This is a genomic window from Methylobacterium sp. FW102-HT35C08 (genome assembly GCF_058790235.1).
The window spans coordinates 370,716-392,938 of the sequence record NZ_JBYTCL010000002.1 but is presented as its reverse complement, the minus strand read 5'-3'; the positions used below and the strand labels follow the sequence as shown (position 1 = coordinate 392,938).

The 22,223-nt window shown below is 68.5% G+C and carries 23 protein-coding genes and 1 tRNA gene; 13 read left to right on the top strand and 11 right to left on the bottom strand.

Translation table 11 applies throughout. The features are described 5' to 3' along the window. Positions 1 to 42: 42 nt before the first annotated feature. Positions 43 to 180: a hypothetical protein gene (locus AC3WSN_RS02030; RefSeq protein WP_192707267.1), complete on the bottom strand. Its 138-nt coding sequence runs from the start codon at positions 178 to 180 to the stop codon at positions 43 to 45. Positions 181 to 607: 427 nt separating this feature from the next. Then, positions 608 to 685, bottom strand: a tRNA-Pro gene (locus tag AC3WSN_RS02025). A 140-nt stretch (positions 686 to 825) separates the two neighbouring features. On the opposite strand from AC3WSN_RS02025, the gene AC3WSN_RS02020 reads away from it, so the two are divergent. The 8 genes from AC3WSN_RS02020 (at position 826) to AC3WSN_RS01985 (ending at position 10,441) form a co-directional block, all read left to right on the top strand. Then, positions 826 to 2,115, top strand: coding sequence for a glycosyltransferase family 4 protein (locus tag AC3WSN_RS02020; protein ID WP_492535992.1), 1,290 nt, complete (start codon positions 826 to 828; stop codon positions 2,113 to 2,115). A gap of 111 nt (positions 2,116 to 2,226) precedes the next feature. Next, positions 2,227 to 2,547, top strand: coding sequence for a rhodanese-like domain-containing protein (locus AC3WSN_RS02015; RefSeq protein WP_492535990.1), 321 nt, complete (start codon positions 2,227 to 2,229; stop codon positions 2,545 to 2,547). A gap of 145 nt (positions 2,548 to 2,692) precedes the next feature. After that, positions 2,693 to 3,847, top strand: a complete 1,155-nt coding sequence (locus tag AC3WSN_RS02010; RefSeq protein ID WP_492535989.1) for an efflux RND transporter periplasmic adaptor subunit — start codon at positions 2,693 to 2,695, stop codon at positions 3,845 to 3,847. 107 nt (positions 3,848 to 3,954) lie between these two features. Next, positions 3,955 to 7,152, top strand: coding sequence for an efflux RND transporter permease subunit (locus AC3WSN_RS02005; protein WP_192707189.1), 3,198 nt, complete (start codon positions 3,955 to 3,957; stop codon positions 7,150 to 7,152). 96 nt (positions 7,153 to 7,248) lie between these two features. Further along, positions 7,249 to 7,767, top strand: coding sequence for a hypothetical protein (locus AC3WSN_RS02000; RefSeq protein ID WP_492535986.1), 519 nt, complete (start codon positions 7,249 to 7,251; stop codon positions 7,765 to 7,767). Positions 7,768 to 7,841: 74 nt separating this feature from the next. Beyond that, positions 7,842 to 8,621: a lysophospholipid acyltransferase family protein gene (locus AC3WSN_RS01995; RefSeq protein ID WP_492535984.1), complete on the top strand. Its 780-nt coding sequence runs from the start codon at positions 7,842 to 7,844 to the stop codon at positions 8,619 to 8,621. A gap of 125 nt (positions 8,622 to 8,746) precedes the next feature. Continuing rightward, positions 8,747 to 9,193, top strand: a complete 447-nt coding sequence (locus AC3WSN_RS01990) for a hypothetical protein (protein WP_192707186.1) — start codon at positions 8,747 to 8,749, stop codon at positions 9,191 to 9,193. Positions 9,194 to 9,334: 141 nt separating this feature from the next. Further along, positions 9,335 to 10,441 (top strand): DUF2125 domain-containing protein, encoded by a 1,107-nt coding sequence (locus AC3WSN_RS01985; protein ID WP_492535982.1) that lies wholly within the window; start codon positions 9,335 to 9,337, stop codon positions 10,439 to 10,441. Between the two features lie 118 nt (positions 10,442 to 10,559). Here AC3WSN_RS01985 and AC3WSN_RS01980 read toward each other — a convergent pair whose 3' ends face one another. Beyond that, positions 10,560 to 10,940: a nuclear transport factor 2 family protein gene (locus tag AC3WSN_RS01980; RefSeq protein WP_492535980.1), complete on the bottom strand. Its 381-nt coding sequence runs from the start codon at positions 10,938 to 10,940 to the stop codon at positions 10,560 to 10,562. A 172-nt stretch (positions 10,941 to 11,112) separates the two neighbouring features. Here AC3WSN_RS01980 and AC3WSN_RS01975 point away from each other — a divergent pair, with 172 nt between their 5' ends. Beyond that, on the top strand, positions 11,113 to 11,775 hold the full coding sequence (locus AC3WSN_RS01975; protein WP_492535978.1) for a phosphoribosylanthranilate isomerase: 663 nt from the start codon (positions 11,113 to 11,115) through the stop codon (positions 11,773 to 11,775). Positions 11,776 to 11,845: 70 nt separating this feature from the next. Here AC3WSN_RS01975 and AC3WSN_RS01970 read toward each other — a convergent pair whose 3' ends face one another. The 4 genes from AC3WSN_RS01970 to rpsA form a co-directional block, all read right to left on the bottom strand. Beyond that, positions 11,846 to 12,214: a LapA family protein gene (locus AC3WSN_RS01970; protein ID WP_192707183.1), complete on the bottom strand. Its 369-nt coding sequence runs from the start codon at positions 12,212 to 12,214 to the stop codon at positions 11,846 to 11,848. 18 nt (positions 12,215 to 12,232) lie between these two features. Continuing rightward, a complete protein-coding gene (locus AC3WSN_RS01965; protein WP_091785957.1) occupies positions 12,233 to 12,544 on the bottom strand; it encodes an integration host factor subunit beta in 312 nt (103 codons plus the stop codon). Positions 12,545 to 12,594: 50 nt separating this feature from the next. Further along, positions 12,595 to 13,557: a signal peptide peptidase SppA gene (gene sppA, locus AC3WSN_RS01960; RefSeq protein WP_192707182.1), complete on the bottom strand. Its 963-nt coding sequence runs from the start codon at positions 13,555 to 13,557 to the stop codon at positions 12,595 to 12,597. Positions 13,558 to 13,899: 342 nt separating this feature from the next. Continuing rightward, a complete protein-coding gene (gene rpsA, locus AC3WSN_RS01955) occupies positions 13,900 to 15,612 on the bottom strand; it encodes a 30S ribosomal protein S1 (RefSeq protein WP_492535975.1) in 1,713 nt (570 codons plus the stop codon). A gap of 614 nt (positions 15,613 to 16,226) precedes the next feature. On the opposite strand from rpsA, the gene AC3WSN_RS01950 reads away from it, so the two are divergent. Beyond that, complete coding sequence (locus tag AC3WSN_RS01950; RefSeq protein ID WP_492535973.1) at positions 16,227 to 16,964, top strand: Crp/Fnr family transcriptional regulator; 738 nt, start codon at positions 16,227 to 16,229, stop codon at positions 16,962 to 16,964. Positions 16,965 to 16,980: 16 nt separating this feature from the next. On the opposite strand, the gene AC3WSN_RS01945 is transcribed toward AC3WSN_RS01950, so the two are convergent. Then, the gene (locus AC3WSN_RS01945) at positions 16,981 to 17,829 is read right to left on the bottom strand and encodes a transglutaminase-like domain-containing protein (protein ID WP_492535972.1); all 849 of its coding nucleotides are present in this window, start codon (positions 17,827 to 17,829) and stop codon (positions 16,981 to 16,983) included. Between the two features lie 321 nt (positions 17,830 to 18,150). Here AC3WSN_RS01945 and serA point away from each other — a divergent pair, with 321 nt between their 5' ends. Then, the gene (gene serA, locus AC3WSN_RS01940) at positions 18,151 to 19,401 is read left to right on the top strand and encodes a phosphoglycerate dehydrogenase (protein ID WP_492535970.1); all 1,251 of its coding nucleotides are present in this window, start codon (positions 18,151 to 18,153) and stop codon (positions 19,399 to 19,401) included. A 151-nt stretch (positions 19,402 to 19,552) separates the two neighbouring features. Beyond that, the gene (locus AC3WSN_RS01935) at positions 19,553 to 20,020 is read left to right on the top strand and encodes a hypothetical protein (protein ID WP_238198261.1); all 468 of its coding nucleotides are present in this window, start codon (positions 19,553 to 19,555) and stop codon (positions 20,018 to 20,020) included. A gap of 4 nt (positions 20,021 to 20,024) precedes the next feature. Here AC3WSN_RS01935 and AC3WSN_RS01930 read toward each other — a convergent pair whose 3' ends face one another. Next, positions 20,025 to 20,177 carry a hypothetical protein gene (locus AC3WSN_RS01930; RefSeq protein WP_192707176.1) on the bottom strand — a complete coding sequence of 51 codons (153 nt, stop codon included), beginning with the start codon at positions 20,175 to 20,177 and terminating at the stop codon, positions 20,025 to 20,027. A 315-nt stretch (positions 20,178 to 20,492) separates the two neighbouring features. Here AC3WSN_RS01930 and AC3WSN_RS01925 point away from each other — a divergent pair, with 315 nt between their 5' ends. Beyond that, positions 20,493 to 20,708 (top strand): hypothetical protein, encoded by a 216-nt coding sequence (locus AC3WSN_RS01925; RefSeq protein WP_192707175.1) that lies wholly within the window; start codon positions 20,493 to 20,495, stop codon positions 20,706 to 20,708. A 182-nt stretch (positions 20,709 to 20,890) separates the two neighbouring features. Here AC3WSN_RS01925 and AC3WSN_RS01920 read toward each other — a convergent pair whose 3' ends face one another. Both AC3WSN_RS01920 and AC3WSN_RS01915 read right to left on the bottom strand, forming a co-directional pair. Further along, complete coding sequence (locus tag AC3WSN_RS01920) at positions 20,891 to 21,223, bottom strand: hypothetical protein (protein WP_492535968.1); 333 nt, start codon at positions 21,221 to 21,223, stop codon at positions 20,891 to 20,893. Positions 21,224 to 21,585: 362 nt separating this feature from the next. Next, a complete protein-coding gene (locus tag AC3WSN_RS01915) occupies positions 21,586 to 22,164 on the bottom strand; it encodes an NADPH-dependent FMN reductase (protein WP_492535966.1) in 579 nt (192 codons plus the stop codon). Positions 22,165 to 22,223: the final 59 nt, after the last annotated feature.

Genomic DNA, 22,223 nt, shown 5'->3' with positions numbered 1-22,223 from the left:
CAGCGCCGGGATCGCGCGATCAGCTGACCCGCCCGGCCGTATTCACTTGCTCTTGCCGCCCTTCTTCCCGAGCTCGGCCTGCGCCGATGAGGAGGTCCGCGGGTTGGACTTGCCTTCCTTTTTGGCCTTCGCGTTCGCCTTCTTGGCCGTCGCGCTGCCGTGACCCTTCTTCTCAGTCATCGTCGCCTCCGTGATCGGAGGTCGAATGCCAAGAAGGCATTCCACGTTCCGGCGAACGCGAAGTTCCCTGTGAACAGGTGGCGCCCTTCGTCGTCTTGGCCATCCGCGAGGACCTGATTGAGCCTCCCGCTGTCCTGACCCGCATCCTGACAGATCATCACATGTCAGTCGGGGTCACGCCGACGCTTCCAGGAGCCAAGCGGGATTCGTCAGACGATGGAGCGCTCAGATCCGCTCTGCAGTGGCTGGTTGCCGCGTCGTGAGGCTGGGACGGCAGCGCTTCGCTGCAAGAGTTCCGGCGGCCGTTCGAGTGCCCAACGCGGGATCGACATCGGAGAAATTTGCGCCCCGGCCGAACCCCCGCCGCCAGACATGAGAAAGGCAGCCCGAGGGCTGCCCTGTCTAGCTCATTGCCGCTGCGGAAAAATGGTCGGAGTGGCGGGATTCGAACCCACGACCCCTAGTCCCCCAGACTAGTGCGCTAACCGGGCTGCGCTACACTCCGACGCCGCGAAGGCCCGGCGCTCTTAGCCTTCACACTCGCGCGGTGCAACCCCTTCTCGGATGTCCCGCGTGCCGGAAGCTCTGGCCCTCGCCGCCCTGGGCCGGTAGGGGTTCGCCATTCCCCCTTTCTGCTCGAGGATCATGACGGACCGACCGATCGCCTTCGATCTCACGCGCCTCGTCACGCGCCTGCGTCATGCGAGCCCCTCCGGGATTGATCGCGTCGACCTTGCCTACGCACGCGCCTTTCTCGATCGGTCGGCCCACGGTTTCGGCGTCGTTTCGACGGGACTGGGACCGCGCGTCCTCGACCGTGACCAGGCGCGCGCCATCGTCGAGACCGTGGCCGCCGGCTGGGTCGAGGACCGGGATGCGGCCTCGGATCCGGTCTATCGGCGGCTGGCCGCGCGATGCGGCGATCCGGACGCGGCCTCCGGTGCGACTGCGCGGGTGTCCGGCACGCGGATCGGTGCCTCCGACCGGCGCCGCATCCAGGCGCGGACGACCGCCGACATCGCGTTGCGCAGCCGCCCGATCGCGGCCCTGCCGCGCGACACGCTCTATCTGCACACCTCCCACCTGCGCCTCGACAACCCGCGCCGGTTCGACTGGCTCTATACGCGCCCGGATATCCGGGCGGCGTTCTTCGTCCACGACCTGATCCCGATCACCCACCCGGAATACGGTCGGGCCGGCGAGGCCGACCGCCACCGGGCGCGGATGCGCACGATCGGTCGCCACGCCGCCGCGATCCTGGTGAACTCGGTGGACACCGGCGAACGCACCCTCGATTTCCTCGCGGCCGAGGGGTTCGGGCGGCCGCCCCTGGCTGTCGGCCATCTCGGGGTCGAGGCCGCCTTCGGTCGGACCGGACCGCGATTTCGGACCGATCGCCCCACCTTCGTGGTCTGCGGCACGATCGAATCGCGCAAGAACCACCTGCTCCTGTTCCAGATCTGGCGGCAGCTGGCCGAACGCCTCGGCGCCGCCACGCCCCGCCTCGTCGTGGTCGGGCGACGCGGCTGGGAGGCCGAGAGCGCCATCGACATGCTGGAGCGGTGCCCCGGCGTGCAGGCGCACACGATCGAGGTCACGGGGCTCTCGACGCACGGCCTCGCCGCGCTGATGCGCAGCTGCACCGCGCTGCTGATGCCCTCGTTCACCGAAGGCTACGGTATTCCGGTGGTCGAGGCCGCGGCCTCCGGCCTGCCGGTGATCGCGTCCGACATCCGCGTTCATCGCGAGATCGCCGAGGGCTTCGCACTGTTTCGCGACCCGCTGGACGGTCCCGGCTGGCTGGCGGCCATCGAGGCTCTGGCGCGCCCGGGCTCGGAGCTGCGGACGGAGCTGGCCGGGCGTCTCGAGGGCTACGTGCCGCCGGATTGGGCGGCCCATTTCGACGCCGTCGGACCGACTCTCGACGCCCTGTGACCGCCGCCTCGCCGCGACAGACCTCCGAGTTGCACCATCCTACCCTGACGAATAAGGAAAAGCGTCAGTCCGCAGATCACGCGGCGACCGGGCGTAACGGAGATCCTGCCGATGCAGGTGGTCGACCTCGATCGTGAAACGATCAAGCGTGGGTTGAGCGATGGCTCGATGCTGGTGATCGATGTGCGCGAGCCGCATGAATACGAGGCCGGACACATCCCGGGCGCCGTCTCGCATCCGCTCTCCAGCTTCGATCCGCAGGCCGTGGCCGCACTGATCGCCGACGATGGGCGGCGGCCCGTCTTCTCCTGCGCGTCCGGGGTACGTTCGGTTCACGCGCTCATGGCGGCGCAGAATGCCGGCGTCGCCATCACCGAACACTACAAGGGCGGCTTCAAGGACTGGTACGGCGCCGGCGAACCGATCGAATAGATCGCTGGAACAATCCGGCTCACGGCCCCGTGATGTGCGCTCGCGCACAAGCAACATCGTTTCGTGCGGGTTAGGGCGCCCCAGCGGCGGAACAATCGTCACGCTCGGCGCGACCGATGGGTCGGCCAACCGACAGCAGGACCCGATGCGCAGCCGGCTTCCCAGCCTTCTCACCGTATTGTCAGGACTGACCGCCGGATTGGCGGCAGGTCCCATCGCGACGCCTGCGCACGCACAGGCCCCGGGCGGTCCGCCGCCCAAGGTGACCGTGGCGAAGCCGGTCGTGCGGCAGATCGTCGAGCAGGATCAGTATACCGGTCGGTTCGACCCGATCGACTACGTCGAGGTTCGCGCCCGCGTCACCGGGTACCTTGAGAAGATCAACTTCACGGATGGCCAGACCGTAAAGAAGGGTGACCTGCTGTTCGTCATCGACCGGCGCCCCTACAAGGCGGCGCTGGAGCAGGCGCAGGCGGCGCTGGCCTCCGCGAAGGCCCGGCAATCCTTCTCGCAGACCGACCTGGAGCGCGCGCAGACCCTGTCGCGCAGCGGCAACATCTCCGAGCAGGTCACCGACCAGCGCCGGCAGGCCTCGCAGACCGCCCAGGCCGACGTCGACAGCGCGCAGGCCGCCCTCAACAACGCGCAGCTGAACTACGACTTCAGCGAGGTGAAGGCGCCGATCAACGGCCGGATCAGCCGCCGTCTCGTCACCGAGGGCAACATCGTCAGTGCCGACCAAACGATGCTGACCACGATCGTGTCGCTCGATCCGATCTATTTCAGCTTCACCGTCGACGAGAAATCGTTCCTCAAGTACCAGAACAGCCTCGGCATCGGCATGGGCCAGACCCAGCAGGGCAAGGGCGTGCCGATCCTGATCGCTCTCTCCGGCGAGGCGAAGCCGAGCCGCAAGGGCACCCTCGACTTCGTCGACAACCGCGTCGACACTGCCACCGGCACGATCCTGCTGCGCGCGACCGTCCCGAACGCCGACCTGTTCATCAAGCCGGGCCTGTTCGGCATCGTCTCGATGCCGGCCACCAAGCCGTTCCAGGGGATCATGCTTCCCGACGAAGCGGTGGCGGCGAACCAGGACAAGCGGATCGTCTACATCGTCGGGCCCGACAACGTGATCCAGCAGAAGGACGTGGTGCTGGGACCGAAGGTCGATGGCTACCGGGTGATCCAGTCCGGGCTGAAGGGCGACGAGACCGTGGTGGTCAACGGCCTTTCGCGGGTCCGCGCGGGCGCGAAGGTGGCGCCCGACACCATCGAGCTGCCCCCGAGCAAGACGTGAGCCTGAACGGCTCGCGACGACTGCCTTCGAGCGCGCCGCACGGCGCGCCCCGCACCGACGACGCAGGGCCCCGGCCGGGAGACCGGCGGGCCTCAGAGGTTTGACCGATGCGTTTCGCCCATTTCTTCGTCGACAGGCCGATCTTCGCGTCCGTCACGTCGATCGTGTTCCTGATCCTCGGCTTCGTGGCCTACGAGAGCCTGCCGGTCTCGCAGTATCCCGAGATCGTGCCGCCGACCGTGACCGTGCGCGCCTCCTATCCGGGCGCCAACGCCGAGACCGTTGCCGCCACGATCGCGACCCCGATCGAGCAGGAGGTCAACGGCGTCGACAACATGCTGTACATGACGTCGTTGTCGACAAACGACGGCAACATGCTGCTGACCGTCACCTTCAAGGTCGGCACCAACCTCGATATCGCCAACGTGCTGGTGCAGAACCGGCTATCGGTGGCCCAGCCGCGCCTGCCGCCGGACGTGCGCAACCTCGGCGTCACCGTGCGCAAGGCCTCGCCCGACCTGATGCTGGTCGTGCACCTGCTGTCGCCGAACAAGACCTACGACCAGAATTACCTCGCCAACTACATCTACCTGAACATCCGCGACGAGCTGCTGCGCCTCGACGGCGTCGGCGACATCACGATCTTCGGCGGTAACGAGTACGCCGAGCGGATCTGGGTCGATCCCAACAAGCTCGCCGCCTACGGCCTCTCGGTCACCGACGTCACCACGGCGCTGCAGGAGCAGAACGTGCAGGTGGCGGCCGGCCAGCTGAACGGCCCGCCCGCGGCCAAGAGCGAGGCGTTTCAGCTCGTCGTGCAATCGCAGGCGCGGTTCAAGACGCCCGAGCAGTTCGCCGAGGTGATCATCAAGGCCCAGGACGGCCGCCTCGTCCGGGTCAAGGACATCGCCCGCGTCGAGATGGGCCAGAAGGACTACACGACCAACTCCTACCTCAACGACACGCCGGCAGTGGGCATCGGTGCGTTCCAGCGCCCCGGCACCAACGCCCTCGACGCGGCGGCGTCGGTCAAGAAGGTGATGGAGGAGGTCAAGAAGCGGTTCCCGCCCGACGTCGAGTACCGCATCGCCTACAACCCGACGGAGTTCATCGAGGAATCGATCCACGAGGTCTACAAGACCCTGTTTGAGGCGGTCGGCCTCGTGGTCATCGTGGTGCTGGTCTTCCTCCAGAGCTGGCGGACCGCGCTGATCCCGGTGATCGCGATCCCGGTCTCGCTGATCGGCACCTTCGCGGCGATGGCGGCCTTCGGCTTCTCGCTGAACAACCTGACCCTGTTCGGGCTGGTGCTCGCCATCGGCATCGTGGTCGACGACGCCATCGTTGTGGTGGAGAACGTCGAGCGCAATATGGCCGAGGGCCTGTCGCCGGGCGACGCTGCGCACAAGACCATGGACGAGGTCGGCGGCGCGGTCATCGCGATCGCGCTGGTGCTCGCCGCGGTGTTCGTGCCGACGGCGTTCATCCCGGGCATCTCGGGCCAGTTCTACAAGCAGTTCGCGCTGACCATCGCGGCCTCGACCCTGATCTCGGCCTTCAACTCGCTGACCCTGTCGCCGGCGCTGTGTAAGCTGCTGCTGGTGCCGCACCACGCCCGGAAGGAGCCGAAGTTCTTCCTGACGCGGTTCATCAATTGGCTGGCGAACGGCTTCAACCGCGCCTTCGACGCGACCTCGAACGCCTACGGCCGGACGATCCGTGTCCTGACCGGCGGCATCGTGGGTCTCGGCGTGATGCTGCTGATCTACGCGGCGGTGATCGCCGGAACGCTGCACCTCGCGCAGACCACGCCCACGGGCTTCATCCCGGACCAGGACCAGGGCTACCTGATCGGCGTGGTCCAGCTGCCCTCGGGCGCGTCCCTCGACCGCACGACGGACGTGATCCTGCGCGCGGCCAAGCAGGCCCGGACGGTCGACGGCGTGGCCAACGCGGTGATCATCGCGGGCTTCGACGGCGCGACCTTCACCAACACGACCAATGCCGGCGTGATGTTCCTGACCCTGAAGGGCGCGAAGGAACGGGCGGAAGTGGGTCGCAGCGCCGCCGTGATCACCGGCGACGTGCTGAAGGCCACCTCGGACATCCAGGAAGCCCGGGTGATCGTGATCCCGCCGCCGCCGGTCCGCGGCCTCGGCAACGGCGGCGGCTTCAAGATGCAGATCGAGAGCCGGCAATCGTCGGAGATCGGCCCGCTCATGGCCGCGGCCGGTGAGGTGATCGCTCAGGCCAACCAGAGCGCGGACGTGCAGCGCGTCTTCACGACCTTCGACAACTCGACGCCGCAGCTCTTCCTCGACATCGACCGCACCATCGCGCGGATGCTGAACGTGCCACTCGCCAACGTGTTCTCGTCGGTCCAGGCGGATCTCGGCGGCACCTACGTGAACGACTTCAACACGCTCGGCCGCATCTACCAGGTGCGCTTGCAGGGCGACGCCGCCTTCCGGACGTCGATTCAGGACATCTCACAGATCAAGGTGCGCTCCTCCACCGGCGCGCTGGTGCCGATGGGAACGCTCGCCTCGGTGCGGGACGTGACCGGGCCGCAGATCGTGCAGCGCTTCAACCTGTACTACTCGGTCCCGGTGCAGGGCGTGGCCAAGCCCGGCGTCTCGACCGGTCAGGCGCTGGACGCCATGGAGCAGATCGCCAAGAAGGCCCTGCCCGACGGCTACTCGTACGACTGGACCGAGATCGCCTACCAGCAGAAGGCCGCGAGCGGCACCGCCGGCGCCGTCTTCGCACTGGGCGTGCTGCTCGTCTTCCTCGTGCTCGCCGCGCAGTACGAATCGTGGGCGCTGCCGCTGGCGATCCTGCTTGTGGTGCCGACCGGGGTGCTCGCCGCGCTCGCGGGCGTGCAGTTCCGCGGCCAGGACAACAACATCCTGACGCAGATCGGCCTGATCGTGCTCATCGGCCTGGCTGCCAAGAACGCGATCCTGATCGTCGAGTTCGCGCACGACATCGAGCAGCGGGAGCACCGCGGCCCGGTCGAGGCGGCGGTCGAAGCCTGCCGCCTGCGCTTGCGCCCGATCCTGATGACCGCGTTCGCGTTCATCCTCGGCACCCTGCCGCTGGTCATCGCCACGGGCCCGGGCGCCGAGATGCGCCAGGCGCTCGGCACCGCGGTGTTCTTCGGGATGATCGGCGCGACCTTCTTCGGCCTGTTCCTGACGCCGGTCTTCTACGTGGTAATCCGGCACTTCTCGATCTGGCTCGGCCGGTTCCGGAAGAAGCACAGCCACGGCGACCACGGCGACGCTGCACCCGCCCACGGCTGACGCGCCGCGCCGTTTCGGAAAGCCCGTCTGATCCTGCGCGGATCGGGCGGGCTTTCGCGCGACGGGAGGGTGCACCCGGTGTAGAGGCTGTCCGGCATGCACCTCCTCGGCCGCCTGATCCTCGGGGCCTTCGCCCTCCTTCTCGCCGTCCCGGCGGGCTTCGCCGTGCTGGTCCTGGCGGTGCTGGTCGATCCGGCCGCGCATGCCTGGCTGACCGGCGGGGCGCTGGCCGGCCTCGACATGGCCCTGTCGGACCTGTCGGCCGGGCTCCCGCCGGAAGGGGTGGTGCTGTTCGTCGCCGGTCTCGCCAAGGCGCTGTTCGTCCTGCTGTTCGTACCGCCGGCCCTGGTCGGTCTCGGCGGCGAAGTGCTCGGGCGACGCGGCCTCGTGTGGTACGGCGCCGGTTGCGGCCTGCTGACCGCCGCCCTCCCCTGGCTGACCCGCGGCGCCGTCCGGGCGGGGGGCGGGACGCGCGATGCCGGCCTCCTGGCCGCTGAGGCGCGCCTGACCCTGATCCTGTTCGTCGTCGGCGCGAGCGCCGGGTTGGTCTACTGGCTCGTGGCCGGCCGGCGCGCCGGCTTCACCCGCGGCCGCCGCTGGGCCGAGGACGCCTGACCGGTCCCGGCGACACCGCCCTTGGCCGCGGACGGGCGGGCGCGCTACAGGGAGTCGCCACGATACGGTTCCCGATGCTCGCCCTGCGCTCCCTCGCCTTCAACATCTGCTTTTATGCCGTCACCACGGTCCTGGCCTTTATCGGCCTGCCCATGCTGGTCTCCGGCCGGTCGGTTCTGCGGCTCGCCCGCGCCTGGGGGCGGATCACACTCTGGCTGCTGCGCGTCGTCGCCGGCACGCGGGTCGAGTTCCGCGGGCTGAACAACATCCCGCCGGGGCCGCTGCTGGTGGCGGCCAAGCACCAGTCGGCCCTGGAGACGCTGGCGCTCTGCACCGTGCTGCCGGACTTCGCTTACATCCTGAAGAAGGAGCTGCTGCTCATCCCGCTGATCGGCTGGTACCTGTCCCGCAGCGGCATGGTGGCGATCGATCGGTCCAAGGGCACCCGGGCGATGAGCCTGATGAACGCCGCCGCCGGCGAGGCGATTCGGCAGGGACGCCGGCTCATCATCTTCCCCGAGGGAACCCGCCGCCCAGTCGGGGCGCCGCCGGCCTACAAGCAAGGCCTGTCGCACCTCTACACGGCCCTGCAGGTCCCCTGCGTACCCGTGGCGCTGAACACCGGCCTGTTCTGGTCCCGTAACAGCCTCCTGCGCCGTCCAGGGACGGCTGTGATCGAGTTCCTGCCGCCGATCCCGCCGGGTCTGCCCCGGCAGGAGTTCCAGGCATTGGCGCAGGAGCGGCTCGAGACCGCGTCGAACGCCCTCGTCGACGGTGGGCTCCACGGGCTCGCCGCCGCAGGTCACGCGGAACCGGCATCCGAGGCCCCTGCGGCGGCCGCACCGCGCCGCTGATCGGCTCGCCACCCCCTGCGTCGAACCGGCCGATCCGGCTTGTGGATAGCGGGTGTAAGTCCCACATCTGTTCCTAGGAACATCGCGCTTGACGCCTGTGGATAGCGCGCGCTAGGTTAGAACAAATGGCGAACAGAAGAGCCCTGTCCTGGTCGGCCGCGCTTCGCGACCTGAAGGACGATCGCACGCGGAGGCAGGATGTGCGTGAAGAACGCCTCAAGACCACGGCGGGCCTGCGCGGCTCGCCCGCCCTTCCCCTCTCGGCCTGGCGCGGCCGCTCCGGCCGTCGCTACGTCGTGGGCGTCCATCCCGCCGGGGGCTTCGACCTCGATGAGATGGCGCAGGCCGTGGTGATCGCAGTGCGCCGCGACAATGCCGGCATCGCCGAGATGGTCTCGGTCGCCAGCTCCAGCGAGAGCCCGCGCGAGCACCTGCGGCGGACCTGGCTCGACCGGGTGCGCCGTCGGGGAGCCACCGAGATGCACGTGCACCGGCTGGCCGAGAACGAAGCCGAGCGGGTGGCGATCGTCGAGGATCTTCAGGTCGACAGCGTCGAGCCGGCGCAGGTCTGACCGGGAAAAACCGGCGCGCGGAGGCCCGATCGCCAGCCGCGGCGGTCGACCACGCTCGGCGCTGCCCCAGTTTCGCCCCTTGCGTGGCCTCAAGCCGGGGCCGCGATGTCCCTGCGGGGATCGGGTCGGGGAGCGGAACGCATGGTGCAGGATCGGACGCGGCCGGACGATATCGCTTCAACACGGCCAGCAAAGGGCGCGCGGCGTTCCCGACTCGGGCTGTTCCTCCCCTACATCCTGCTGGCCGTTGTGGCGGTCGGATGGTCTGCCGGCTGGTTCTGGATCCGCGGGCGCGCCGCCGGCGAGATCGATGCCTGGATGGTCCGCGAGGCGGCCGCGGGCCGCACCTGGACCTGTGCCGACCGCACCCTCGGCGGCTACCCGTTCCGTATCGAGCTGCGCTGCAGCGCCGTGACCCTAGAGCGCGCCGACGGGCGGTTCCGGCTCGGGCCGAGCACCGCGGTCGCGCAGATCTACCAACCCCGGCTGGTCGTGTTCGAGAGCGCCGGCCCGTTCCACGTTGAGCAGGGCGACCTGATCGGCGACGCTGCCTGGAAGGGCCTGCAGGGCAGCTTCCACGGCGCCGCGGAGGGCTTCACCCGCGCGTCGCTGGTCGTGGACAACCCCGACATCACCGTGCAGGGCGCCGAACCCGGCCCGATCGCAATCACGGGCCGGCACCTGGAGCTGCATGCCAGACCGACGCCCGGCCGCTACGAGTCCGAGGGCGCCGTTGATGTGAGCCTGCGTCTGACCCAGGCGGCCGTGCCGCAACTCGACGCCCTCACTGGCAACCGCGACCCGGCCGATCTCGCTCTGGACGCGATCCTGACGCAAGCCACGGTGCTGCGGACCGGAACGGTGGCGCGCGAGCTGGAGCGCTGGCGGCGGGCCGGGGGTACCCTGGATCTTACCGCGCTCTCGCTCGCCAAGGGTGATCAGCGCGTGCAGGCCAAGGGAACTCTCGCTCTCGACGCCGCCCATCGGCCGGCGGGCCAGATCGACCTGCGGGCCGCCGGCGTCGACGCTCTGGTCGGGAGCATCGTCGGACAGCGCTTCGGCTCCGACAGGGGCGCGCTGGTTGGGCAGCTGGTCGGCGGCCTTCTGGGCCTCGGCCGGCGGCCCGACGCGGAGGCGCCGACCGGCAGCGCGCCTCTGAAGGCGCTGCCGCCGCTCCGGCTGGTGGATGGCCGGCTCGTCTTCAGCGGCTTCCCGATCCCGAACGTCATCGTGCCGGCGCTGTATTAGAGAGACTCCCGACTGCTTCCGGCCATCACGACCGTTCGCGCCAAGCCGCACCAAAGGCAGAACCGAGTAACGAGCGTATCGAGCCCAATTCGATGTCGTTCGTGCTCGGCGACCGGGTTCAGGCCATCCGCTCAACCCATTGCGCCCGGGACGGTCCCGGCTCGAACGCCTCGCCGAAATATTGCGTTTCTCGGATAACCTGTCCGTCCTGAAACTCCATGATACTCACGGTGTAAGACGGCCGCCCATCATACGTGAGAACGTATTCGGTGATCCAGAAGCGGCCTCCGCCGACGATCCGCCGTACCGTGAAGCGTTTCCGATTCGGTTGCGCGGTGCGCGAGGCTTGGATGTTTCGCCGCCCGCGGATGCGCTCGCCTGATTGCGGGTACTCAAGGACCGCCTCGTCTCGATAAATTTCATGCTCTTGGTCGAAGTCGCTCGCATCGGATGCGGTCCAATGGCGATCCAGAGCCTTTCGAATCTCTTGATCGTTCATATCGAGCCCCTTTGAGCACGGCCGGAAACCTTGGGCCACCATACCACGCGCTTGTCGCGGAGCAGGCAGCTCGTCGAGGGAACCATGTCGGTGCGCGGCGGCTCAGTGGCGAGACGCTGCCCTGCGTCGCGAACGGCCTGATCGGCGGCGCGGGATCCGCTATAGGAGGCTCATGGCCTTTGAGACCGTCGCCCCGACCCGCGTGAAGATCTGCGGGCTCAGCAATGAAGCGACCCTGACTGCCGCCATCGAAGCCGGCGCGGATTGGATCGGGCTGGTCCACTTCGCGCGCAGCCCACGGCACGTCACCCTCGCGCAGGCTGCCGCCCTCTCCGCTCTCGCCCGCGGGCGGGCGGAGCGCGTGCTCCTGCTCGTCGATCCGGACGACGCGGAGGTGGCAGCGGCCGTGGCGGCGGCCGATCCGGATCTGATCCAACTCCACGGGCGCGAGAGCCCCGAGCGCGTCGCGGCGATCCGGGCCGCCACCGGCCGGCCGGTGATGAAGGCGCTCGGCATCGCGACACGCGCGGACCTCGCGGCCCTGCCCGCCTACGCGGCCGTGGCAGACCGGATCCTGCTCGACGCGAAGGCGCCCGCGGACGCGACCCTACCGGGCGGGAACGGCCGGCGTTTCGACTGGGAGCTTCTCCGCGGCGCCGATCTTCCGCACGGCACGATGCTTTCGGGCGGGCTCGACGCGGCCAATGTTGCCGAGGCGCTGATGCGAACCGGACTCCGCGCCGTCGATGTCTCGTCGGGCGTCGAGTCGGCGCCCGGGACCAAGGATCCGAGCAGGATCGCGGCCTTCGTGGAGGCCGCGCGGGCCGCACGCTAAATCCTCCGAAGATGCAGGCCGTCCAAGAAAAGGCCCCTTCCCGCCGCCGCCTCGCGATGGGGCTGCCGCCCTATCGCGGCGCCGGCAGGGCGGTGCGGCCCGTATTCGGGACCGTGTAGGGGCCGACGGTCTCGCTCTCCGGCGCGTAGGTCCGCAGCCGCGTTGCCTCGCGCTCGTACCGGACCGCCTCGCGGCGATGGTAGCGCGCCCGGGCGCGGGTCTTGCCCTGGCCGAGCCACGTGAAGATGCCGCCCACCACGATCCCGAGCGCCACCGCGCCGAACAGGATCGCGTAGAGCGGCAGGGCGACGCTGAAGACCGGAGCGTCGGCGTTGAACGGATCGAAGGAGAGCTGCACCGGCGCGCGGTTGGCGACCGCCAGCAGGATCACCAAGGCGGCGATCGGCAGCAGCACGAGGCTCTTCAGGAAACGGATCATCGCGCGTACAGGTCCTTCCTACTCGGCGGCCGAGGCGCTCTCGCCGATGCCCGCGGCGTTGAGGCGCTGGCGCATCTCCTTGCCGGTCTTGAACACCGGGATCGCCTTCTCGGACACGGCAACGGCGGCGCCCGTGCGCGGGTTGCGTCCCCGGCGCGCCTCGCGGCGTTTCACCGAGAAGGCACCGAAGCCGCGCAGCTCCACCCGGTCGCCGCGGGCCAGCGCGTCGGAAATGGTGTCGAGGATCGCGTTGACCAGAATCTCCACGTCGCGCTGATAGAGATGCGGGTTCTGCTCGGCGATCTTGAGGACGAGCTCCGACTTGATCATGGCGTCTTGTCTTCTCGCGGGATCGGGGCGGGCTGCGTGAGGGCAGGCAATCAGGGGGCCGGGCGCCAGAGCGCGAGCAGCCCGCCCTGGGAGGCCTGGGCCTCGGCGCCGACGGTCCGCAGCCGCGCCGCGAGGCCGTCGAGCCCGAGGAGATCGGCGCCGATGCCGGCCGCGGACCACAGGGAGAAATTGCTCTCGGTCGAGGGCTTCCAATCCTTGATCGGCAGGTCCTTCTGGACGCCGCGGGCGCTCTCCAGCCACGCCGCGGCCTGGCGCTCGCTGCCGAGCTCGTCCACCAGCTTCAGCGGCAGGCTCTGGCGGCCGCTGAAGACACGGCCGTCCGAGACGGTGGCGAGCTGGCCCGGATCCATGCCCCGCCGTTCGGCCACGAGGCCCTTGAACCACGCGTAGGTATCGCCGACGACCGCGGCGAGCGCCGCGCGCGCTTCCGGCGAGGTCGGGGTGAAGCCCGAAGGCTCGGCCTTGAGCGGCGACGACTTCACCGACTCGACCTTGACGCCGACCTTGTCGAGCAGGCCGGACACGTCCGGATACTGGAACAGCACGCCGATCGAGCCGACGAGGCTCGTCTCGCGCGCCACGATGTGGTCGGCCGCGATGGCGGTGATGTAGGCCCCGGAGGCGGCGGTGCCGTCCACGAAGGCAACGATCGGCTTCTTGGCGGCCAGCGCCCGCAGGTTGCGGAAGATCTCCTCGGAGCCCGTGGTCGTGCCGCCGGGCGAGTTGATCGAGACGATCACGCCCTTCACGGCATCCGCGTCGCCGACCCGCTTCATCAGCTTGGCGGTGGCCTCGCTGCCCGCGATGAAGCCCGAGACCGAGATGCGGGCGATCTGCGGCCGCACGGCGAAGCCGCCCTCCGCGCCGGTGCGCACGCGGTAGCCGAGCGCGCCGACCGCCACGATCAGGCCGCCGATGCCGAGCACGCGCCAGAGAGACAGCCTGCGGCGCAGGCGCCGCCGGTCGATCAGCAGTTCGGCGTCGGCTGCCATGCTGTGCCTTCCCCTGAAGCCCCCGGTCGCTCCCCTCGACGGGATGCGGGAGCCACGCCCCCGCGCCGGGCAAGTCCTTGGTTTCCTTCGGCTCGCTCGGTCCGAGCCGTGCGAGGCCGGTGTTCTAGAGCATTTACCGCGGGCGTGGATATGGGGCGGACGAAGAAAATGACGGGGTGGCCGGCCGCTGTCGCGTCGCACCGGCCCATCCGACCTGCGATCCGCCTTCGGCAACCTTGAATTGTTGAGCCAAAAAAGAACCCGCGCAGGACGTCGGTCCTGCGCGGGTCTCGGTATCGCGGATCCGCCGCCCGAACAGGCCGGGCGGCAGTGACCAGCGGCTTACTCGTCGTCGGTGCGCTTCTTGTTGAAGGCCGCGCCCAGGATATCGCCGAGCGAGGCACCCGAATCGGCGGAGCCGAACTGGGCCATGGCCTCCTTCTCCTCGGCGACCTCGAGGGCCTTGATCGAGACCTGCACGCGGCGGGCCTTCCGGTCGAACTGCACGACGCGGGCGTCGAACTTCTCGCCGGTGGCGAAGCGCTCGGGACGCTGGTCGCCGCGGTCGCGGGCCAGCTCGGCGCGACGGATGAAGGTCTGCATGTCGGTGTCGACGATCTTCACCTCGACGCCGGCATCCTTCACCTCGACCACCTCACAGGTGACGATCTGGCCCTTCTTGATCTCGCCCGCCTCGGCGAAGGGGTCACCGCCGAGCTGCTTCACGCCCAGCGAGATCCGCTCCTTCTCGACATCGACGTCGAGAACCTGGGCGCGGACCATGTCGCCCTTCTTGAACTCCTCGATGACCTGCTCGCCGGGACGGTTCCAGTCGAGATCCGACAGGTGAACCATGCCGTCGACATCGCCCTCGAGGCCGATGAACAGGCCGAACTCGGTCTTGTTCTTGACCTCGCCCTCGACCTCGGAGCCGACCGGGTGCTTCTCGGCGAAGGCCTCCCAGGGGTTCTGCAGGGTCTGCTTGAGGCCCAGCGAGATGCGACGCTTGACCGGATCGACCTCCAGGATCTGAACCTCGACCTCCTGGGAGGTGGAGACGATCTTGCCCGGATGGACGTTCTTCTTGGTCCAGCTCATCTCGGAGACGTGGATCAGGCCCTCAATCCCCGGCTCCAGCTCCACGAAGGCGCCGTAATCGGTGATGTTGGTCACGCGGCCCTTGAGCTTGGCGCCCTCCGGGTAGCGGGCGGCGATGCCCTCCCACGGATCGGCGAGAAGCTGCTTGATGCCGAGCGAGATGCGGTGCGTCTCGTGGTTGATCTTGATGATCTTGACCTTCACGGTCTGACCGATCGTGACCACTTCCGACGGGTGGTTCACGCGGCGCCACGCCATGTCGGTGACGTGCAGCAGGCCGTCGATCCCGCCGAGGTCGACGAACGCGCCGTACTCGGTGATGTTCTTGACGACGCCGTCGATGACCTGACCTTCCTCAAGGTTGGCCACCAGCTCCGAGCGCTGCTCGGCGCGGCTCTCCTCGAGGACGGTGCGGCGCGACACGACGATGTTGCCGCGGCGGCGATCCATCTTGAGGATCTGGAACGGCTGTGGGGTGCCCAGCAGCGGGGTGACGTCGCGGACCGGGCGGATGTCGACCTGCGAGCGCGGCAGGAACGCCACGGCGCCGTCGAGGTCGACGGTGTAGCCGCCCTTGACCTGGTTGAAGATCGTGCCGGTGACGCGGTCGTTGTTCTCGAACGACTTCTCGAGCTTGACCCAGCTCTCCTCGCGGCGCGCCTTGTCGCGCGAGATGACGGCCTCGCCGAGCGCGTTCTCGATCCGGTCGACGTAGACCTCGACCTCGTCGCCGACCTTCAGCTCGCCCTCGCGGCCGGGACCGGTGAATTCCTTGAGCGCGACACGGCCTTCCGTCTTGGCGCCGATGTCGATGACGGCCACGTCCTTCTCGATCGCGACGACGCGACCCTTGACGACGGAGCCTTCGGTGATCTCGTGTTCGAGGAAGCTCTCCTCGAGGAGTGCGGCGAAATCGTCGCGGCTCGGGCTGCGCCCCAGAGCGGTACCTGCGGTCATTCTGTCTCCTGAACGGCCTCCGGCGGAGGCCCGTTGCGTCGGCGGCTCGCGTTGCAGGCACCCTCGCTCGCCGCGGCCTCCCCGGACTCTTTCGGGAGAGGCGACCGGTCCCGTGGGACCCGGCTTGCCGACGCGTCGATACGGATGACGAGGGCGGTCCAGCCGGCGGCCCGGCGGGCGCAAGAGTGACGAGCGCCGAGAGCGGATCCGGGAGGACGCGCGTGCCATACAGCATCGGCCCTCTGACTTCAACCGAACGGGGGTGTCCGCGGCGCGGCGGATGGCACATCCGCGGCCTGGTGACGCTTTCGCTTGCCGCTCTTGCCCGCCGCCGTGCAGGCGCGATACCTCTGGCGGCGACACGAAGGCTTCCGGCAGCGGCGACGTGATCCTGCTCGTCTCGCAGGACCATCGCTTCGCCGATCGCGTCTGGCACCGGGTTCAAGGCCGGTGCCAGCAGGAGGGCGCCGATCGATGTCCGGTCTGGAGGAATGAACGTGCTGCGCTCTTGTCTCCACCGTCCGGCCGAAGCGGGTCAGCCGCGGTGGTCCCACCTGATCGGGCCGCGCAAGGCCTAAGCGCGGATGCCGACCGGACGACACTCACCGCTGGAGATGCTGACGCGCAAGCTCGACAGCATAACGGTCCTGGCCGAAGAGGATCGGACCGCGATCCTCGATCTGCCGTACACGGTTCGAAACCTGCCGGGCCGCCACGATATCGCCCGGTTCGGCGAACGGCCGAGCCAGTGCTGCCTCGTCCTCCAGGGCTGGGCCTCGCGCTATGCCGCGCTGTCCGAGGGCGGCCGGCAGATCCTGTCGTTCTACATCGCCGGCGACATGCCGGACCTGCAGAGCCTGCACCTGCACCGGATGGACCACAATCTCGCCACCCTGACGGCCTGCACCATCGCCTTCATCCCGCACGACGCGCTGCACCAGGTGCTCCGGCGGCACCCGGACCTTGCGAATGCCCTGTGGCGGGATACCCTGATCGACGGGGCCCATTATCGCGAGCGGATCACCAGCCTGGGCCGGCGTCAGGCGCTCGGACGCGTGGCGCACCTGTTCTGCGAATTGTATCTCCGGCAGCGCGCGGTCGGACTGACGAACGGCCTCAGCTTCTCCCTGGCCCCGAAGCAGGCGGAGCTGGCCGATGCGCTCGGCCTGACAAGCGTGCATCTGAACCGGGTTTTGCGCACCTTGCGGGCGCGCAAGCTGGTCACCCTCAGCGGCGGTGTCCTGACCATCGAGGATTGGGACGCCCTGGTCGCGCTGGCCGAGTTCGATCCGACCTTCCTCCACCAGGGCAACAACGCGCCGGCCGTCCGCGAGACGGCCGAAACCGTCTAGCAGCACCCCCCTGCCCTCAGGCTGCGCGGGCCAGAGGCGTGGCTGCGCCCGGCACTTCGTCGGTGTGGACGTCGAACCGCGCGAGGTACGCGGAGCCGAAGCTCGTCGTCAGGGCGCAGTCGGTCGCGTCACGTCCGCGGGCCATGACGATGCGGCCGATCCGCGGCCGGTTGTGGCGCGCGTCGAACGTGTACCAGCGCGGGCCCTCCGGACCGTCGAGATAGACCTCGAACCACGCCGAGAAGTCCATCGGAGCGGGGTCTTTCGACACGCCTATATCGCCGAGGTAGCCGGTGGCGTAGCGCGCCGGGATGTTCATGCAGCGGCACAGAGTGATCGCGAGATGCGCGAAGTCGCGGCACACCCCGACCCGCTGGGTGTAGCCGTCGAAGGCGGTGCGGGTCGCGTCGGCCTGCTGGTAGTCGAAGCGCAGATGCGCGTGGGCGAAGTCGACGATCGCCTGGACCCGGGCCCAGCCTTCCGGTGTGCCGCCGAACAGCGACCACGCGATACCCGAGAGCTTGTCGGTATCGCAATAGCGCGAGCCGAGCAGGTACATCAGGACATCGTCCGACAGGTCCTGCACGGCGCGCTGACGCACGCCGGGTACCCGATCGTCCGGAAGGCCGCTATCGGCGATCGTGAAATCGGCCGCCATGGTGATCCGGCCGCCCGGCGCCACGATGCGCGTGCAGACATTGCCGAAAGCATCGACGTGCTGGCGGGCGGGGATCGGCGGATCGAAGGTGATCGTCTCCGGGGTGACGAGATCGGTCCTGCGCTCCGGACGCACGTTCAGGAGCAGGTTCATTGGCGTCGGGCCGACGGTGTCGAAGGCGATCGAGAAACCGGTGCGAATATGCATCGTCGGGAACCATGTCGGAAGCCGCCACTCGGCTGGACGAGAGGCAGGTTGTGTCAGTCCAGGGCCCTAAAAAGCGATGAGCCGAAGCAGAGTTCCGCCCGGAAGCTCAGTTCTTGCGCTATCGCCTGCTCTAATATTCAGCAGCGGAGGCGCGCCGCGTTCAATGTCTTCGCGCGACTGTCCGGACGGCCTGTCTCGGCGGCGCACCTCTGCCCGCCGCCGCGCCATGTTGCATCGCACAGGGCACGCTCGTATCCCTGCCGCCTCGGGGCTCGGAGCGACCGAATCCCACCGAGACTTCCTGCCAGACGATCGATGCCGATGACGCCCGACAAGCTCTCCCTGCCCAAGGACAAGATACGGGTCCTGCTGCTCGAAGGCATCAACGACAGTGCCGTCGCGCTGATGCGGGTGGCCGGTTACACCAACCTGACGCGGCTGCCGAAGGCGCTCGACCGGGAGGCCCTGCACGAGGCGCTGCAGGGGGTGCACATGGTGGGCATCCGGTCCCGGACGCAGCTCGACGCGGCCGCCTTCGAGGCTGCGGATCGGCTGCTGGCGGTGGGCTGCTTCTCGGTGGGGACGAATCAGGTCGATCTCGAAGCGGCGCGCCACCGCGGCATCCCGGTCTTCAACGCGCCCTTCTCGAATACACGCTCGGTGGCCGAGCTGACGATCGGCGAAATCGTGATGCTGCTGCGCCGGATTGTGCCGCGCTCGGTCGGCGCCCATGCCGGCCGTTGGGACAAGTCGGCGGTCGGGTCGCTCGAGGTCCGTGGCAAGACGCTGGGCATCGTGGGCTACGGCAATATCGGAACGCAGCTATCCACCTTGGCGGAAGCCATGGGCATGCGTGTCCTGTTCTACGATCACACCGACAAGCTGCGACACGGCAATACCGAGCCCACCGAGACGCTGCACGAGCTGCTCGCCCAGAGCGATGTGGTCTCGCTCCACGTGCCGGAGACCGACTCCACGGCCAACATGATCGGCGAAGCCGAGATCCGGGCCATGAAACCCGGCGCGTTCCTGATCAACAACGCCCGGGGCACCGTGGTCGATCTGGACGCTCTCGCTGCGGCCCTGCGTGACGGCCACCTCAAGGGCGCTGCCGTCGACGTCTTCCCCGTGGAGCCGGGATCAAACGCCGAGACCTTCGTGAGCCCGCTCCAGGGGATCGAGAACGTCATCCTCACGCCGCATGTCGGCGGTTCCACGGAAGAGGCGCAGGAGCGCATCGGCGCCGAAGTGGCCCGCAAGCTCGTCGATTATTCCGATATCGGCTCGACCGTCGGCGCGGTGAATTTCCCGCAGGTGCAACTGCCCGCCCGGCCGACCGGAACGCGCTTCATCCATGTCCAGCGTAACCTGCCGGGCATGCTGGGGCGCCTCAACGACGTGTTCTCCCGGGGCCACGTCAACATCGCGGCGCAGTTCTACCAGACCGACGGCGAGGTCGGTTACGTGGTGCTGGAGACGGACGCCACCGACGCGGATGCGGAGGGGCTCCTCGACGAGATCCGCGCCATACCGGGCACCATCCGCGCCCGCCTGCTTTACGAGCGGCGTTGAGCGCTCGGCTACGCAATCCGCGACGGGCATTTACGCTGAGCGCGTGAACGCGCCCGCGCCTGCCGCGTTCGACTTGCGTGGCCAAGCCGGCCGCTGTTCAAGTGGCGTGCGACCGGTCCCGGTGGATCGGATCGGCGGCGGAGGATTGACGGTGACGAAACGTGTTGCGCGCGCCTGGGCCGGCCTGGTGCTCGGCATCGCCGGAACGGTTCCGGCCGCCTCCGATGCCTCGGCGGATTGCCTCCGCCGCGTCTACAACCGCTCGAACTTCGTGCTCGTGGTGCGGAACGAGGCCGGCCCTCCGGTGACGCTGCCGCCCGGGCGGTCCGTGCCGGTGCGACTGTCGCGACCGGGCCAGATCGACGTGTCGGCCTATTGCGGCATCCCCGGCGGCGAGCCGGTGCTGCACCGGACCTTCGACTACGAGGCCGTGCTCGACCGCTGCTTCGTGCGGTTCGGGGACGATCTGTTCGTTCCCCAACTCGGGCGCGGGTTCTTCGGAACGCAGGAGACCGCGCCGTTCACGGTCAACAATCCACGTCAGGGTGACATCGTCCTCGGGCCGGCAGCCCAGCCGGCCTGCGCGGTGCCGAGCGCTGTCCTGAGCCGCCGCGGCTGATCGCTCAGAGATAATGCCGGAAGACGACGCCCCCGTCCTCGGCCGTGTCGGGCTGACAGGGGGCGGCCGGCCCGATCAGCGGGCTGGCCAAACGCAGGGCGATCAGGCCGAGGGCTGCGAGCGTCGGAGCGACGAACCGGAACGGGCGAGCGAGCATGGGCGCCTCCGTCGCGCGATCGCCGATACAGGAACGGTCCTGTGTGCAGCCCTGGCGCGCTTGTGAAGCATCGCACCCGACGACTGAACTCGAGGTGCCCCAGCGCACATGGGTAACGTTCAGCTGGCGACGCTGCTGTCTGGTCCGTTCGGGGCATGCCGGCGTTACGGTCGGTCGATTGCGTCGACCGCGTCGCTGGCATGTATCCCGACGCGCTCCTATGCTGCCCGCGGCGGGAATTTGCCGGCTGTCGCGTCTCACGGCGTGCGGCCGCGCCGTCCCTGCCAGACCAATTGCGTGAACGAGGACGCGCGTATGCTCACTCAGACTGGCAGCTCGATCGTGCGGGGGGATCTCGGTGTCGAGGAGACCATCGAGTCTGACAACATCGTCCGCTGGGACGGCGAGCGGCTCTATGTCGAGCAGGACGTCTACCACAACGGCCAACTCGTTCACCGCAAGTATCGGCGCACCGTCACCGAGCCCGTGGCCCGCGTGCTGTGGACGATCATCAACCGCGCCAAGCAGTAAGCGGCGCTGCGGGATAACGCGGTGGCCTTCTTGGGTCGCCGCGCCCGATCCAGGCAATGGCGTCTCGGCGGCGCAGTTCCGACCGGTGATGCGCCGCGGTGTAAGCACCATTCCAAAGCTCAGGCGGGACCTCGACGCGGGCCTGTGTTCGCCACGCCGAGGGTTGCGGACCCTATCCGGCCTCAGGCGGCTACGGCGTCGGGCGTCTCGACCAATGTGAGATGCACCGGGCGGAGCGCGTCCAGGCGCGCATGCGCGGCGTCGAAGGCGGCGCGAATCGTCGTGCTTGCATCCTCGACGGCGACCAGCACCGCCAGCCTCTGCGTGCTCGCCCGCTCGGCGATGCTGCGGGCGGCGCTGACCAGGGATTGCTCCAGGTCCAGGAACTCGGTTTCGGTGTCCGTCCCGGCCTCCTGCGTGGCCGTCGCGAGACGTGCAAGCACAGCTTCCAGTGCGTGACGCAGGACAAGCGTCCGCACGCGCTCCTGAAGGAGCGCCCTCTCGTCGATCTTCATCGGAATCAGTCCGGGTTCGGGAACACGGCTAAGTTCTCATACTTCGCCGGACTGTGCAGCCACCTTTTTGCAACAGCGTAATACAGTCTCGCAGGCGGCGGCCGCGACGCGCTGAGCATCGTGCCGGCCAATATTCCTGGAAACATCCGAGCAATATTCGAATTTTTGTGGGATCGGGCCCTGACCAGCCGCTGACGGATAGAGGCCGAGACGATGAAGAGGCGGAAGAGTAATCTGTATTCGTGACCTTAGGATCCCGCGCGTAAACGTCGACCACGGGTATGGCTGACGGCCGCCGTCTCGACGGTATGAACCGGACAGTGAGGCGCCGCATTTGTCCCGACAGGGAGCCGCGGCAGAAATCAGTATGGGGTGCCCTGGGCGCGCCGGGTGCGCAGGGCCTCGGCATACCATTCCAATTCATCCATGAACCGGTTCGCGGACCGTTCGAGCCACGGCTCTGCGGGCGTTCCGTCGTCGCCGATAGCTTTCTGAAGACGGGGGATCGGCAGGAGCGAGGGAATGCTGGGCATGCCCATCTCTGCGAGCATCGCGCGCAGCGGCATGGCCGCCCGGACACCGCCGAACTGTCCTGCCGAGTAGCAGCAGATCGCCGATGGCCGCCAATAATACTCCTCGAGAAAGTGATCGAGGGTGTTCGAGAGCGCGGGCGGGACCCCGTGGTTATATTCGGCCGAGACAATCAGGAACGCGTCGGATCCACGATACAGCGCGGCGAGCCGCTCGAGCGGTTCCGGTGCCGTGCCGGCCGGATATTCCTTGTACATCCGGTCGAGCAGCGGAAGCTTCAGCTCGGCAGGATCGACGAGCGGCGCGGCGTGGCCTCGTGCCTCCAGCTTCGACGTCAGGAAGCGGGCGGCCCGAATGCCGATCCGGTCGGATCGGACGCTGCCGAGGATGACGGGCACGGTCAGGGTCATGGTGGCCTCCCAGCCGCGCGATCATGCCAGAGCCGCGCGCGCCGCTCCAGGCGCGCCGC

What these genes read in the sequence shown, in the direction of transcription:
- AC3WSN_RS02010 (WP_492535989.1), top strand. Translation starts at nt 2,693, where the DNA reads ATGCGCAGCCGGCTTCCCAGCCTTCTCACCGTATTGTCAGGACTGACC.
- rpsA (WP_492535975.1), bottom strand. Translation starts at nt 15,612, where the DNA reads ATGACCGCAGGTACCGCTCTGGGGCGCAGCCCGAGCCGCGACGATTTC.
- AC3WSN_RS01965 (WP_091785957.1), bottom strand. Translation starts at nt 12,544, where the DNA reads ATGATCAAGTCGGAGCTCGTCCTCAAGATCGCCGAGCAGAACCCGCAT.
- AC3WSN_RS02015 (WP_492535990.1), top strand. Translation starts at nt 2,227, where the DNA reads ATGCAGGTGGTCGACCTCGATCGTGAAACGATCAAGCGTGGGTTGAGC.
- AC3WSN_RS01950 (WP_492535973.1), top strand. Translation starts at nt 16,227, where the DNA reads ATGCTGACGCGCAAGCTCGACAGCATAACGGTCCTGGCCGAAGAGGAT.
- AC3WSN_RS01970 (WP_192707183.1), bottom strand. Translation starts at nt 12,214, where the DNA reads ATGATCCGTTTCCTGAAGAGCCTCGTGCTGCTGCCGATCGCCGCCTTG.
- AC3WSN_RS01920 (WP_492535968.1), bottom strand. Translation starts at nt 21,223, where the DNA reads ATGAAGATCGACGAGAGGGCGCTCCTTCAGGAGCGCGTGCGGACGCTT.
- AC3WSN_RS01995 (WP_492535984.1), top strand. Translation starts at nt 7,842, where the DNA reads ATGCTCGCCCTGCGCTCCCTCGCCTTCAACATCTGCTTTTATGCCGTC.
- serA (WP_492535970.1), top strand. Translation starts at nt 18,151, where the DNA reads ATGACGCCCGACAAGCTCTCCCTGCCCAAGGACAAGATACGGGTCCTG.
- AC3WSN_RS01925 (WP_192707175.1), top strand. Translation starts at nt 20,493, where the DNA reads ATGCTCACTCAGACTGGCAGCTCGATCGTGCGGGGGGATCTCGGTGTC.
- AC3WSN_RS02000 (WP_492535986.1), top strand. Translation starts at nt 7,249, where the DNA reads ATGCACCTCCTCGGCCGCCTGATCCTCGGGGCCTTCGCCCTCCTTCTC.
- AC3WSN_RS02030 (WP_192707267.1), bottom strand. Translation starts at nt 180, where the DNA reads ATGACTGAGAAGAAGGGTCACGGCAGCGCGACGGCCAAGAAGGCGAAC.
- AC3WSN_RS01990 (WP_192707186.1), top strand. Translation starts at nt 8,747, where the DNA reads ATGGCGAACAGAAGAGCCCTGTCCTGGTCGGCCGCGCTTCGCGACCTG.
- AC3WSN_RS01985 (WP_492535982.1), top strand. Translation starts at nt 9,335, where the DNA reads ATGGTGCAGGATCGGACGCGGCCGGACGATATCGCTTCAACACGGCCA.
- sppA (WP_192707182.1), bottom strand. Translation starts at nt 13,557, where the DNA reads ATGGCAGCCGACGCCGAACTGCTGATCGACCGGCGGCGCCTGCGCCGC.
- AC3WSN_RS01915 (WP_492535966.1), bottom strand. Translation starts at nt 22,164, where the DNA reads ATGACCCTGACCGTGCCCGTCATCCTCGGCAGCGTCCGATCCGACCGG.
- AC3WSN_RS02020 (WP_492535992.1), top strand. Translation starts at nt 826, where the DNA reads ATGACGGACCGACCGATCGCCTTCGATCTCACGCGCCTCGTCACGCGC.
- AC3WSN_RS01930 (WP_192707176.1), bottom strand. Translation starts at nt 20,177, where the DNA reads ATGCTCGCTCGCCCGTTCCGGTTCGTCGCTCCGACGCTCGCAGCCCTC.
- AC3WSN_RS02005 (WP_192707189.1), top strand. Translation starts at nt 3,955, where the DNA reads ATGCGTTTCGCCCATTTCTTCGTCGACAGGCCGATCTTCGCGTCCGTC.
- AC3WSN_RS01975 (WP_492535978.1), top strand. Translation starts at nt 11,113, where the DNA reads ATGGCCTTTGAGACCGTCGCCCCGACCCGCGTGAAGATCTGCGGGCTC.
- AC3WSN_RS01980 (WP_492535980.1), bottom strand. Translation starts at nt 10,940, where the DNA reads ATGAACGATCAAGAGATTCGAAAGGCTCTGGATCGCCATTGGACCGCA.
- AC3WSN_RS01945 (WP_492535972.1), bottom strand. Translation starts at nt 17,829, where the DNA reads ATGCATATTCGCACCGGTTTCTCGATCGCCTTCGACACCGTCGGCCCG.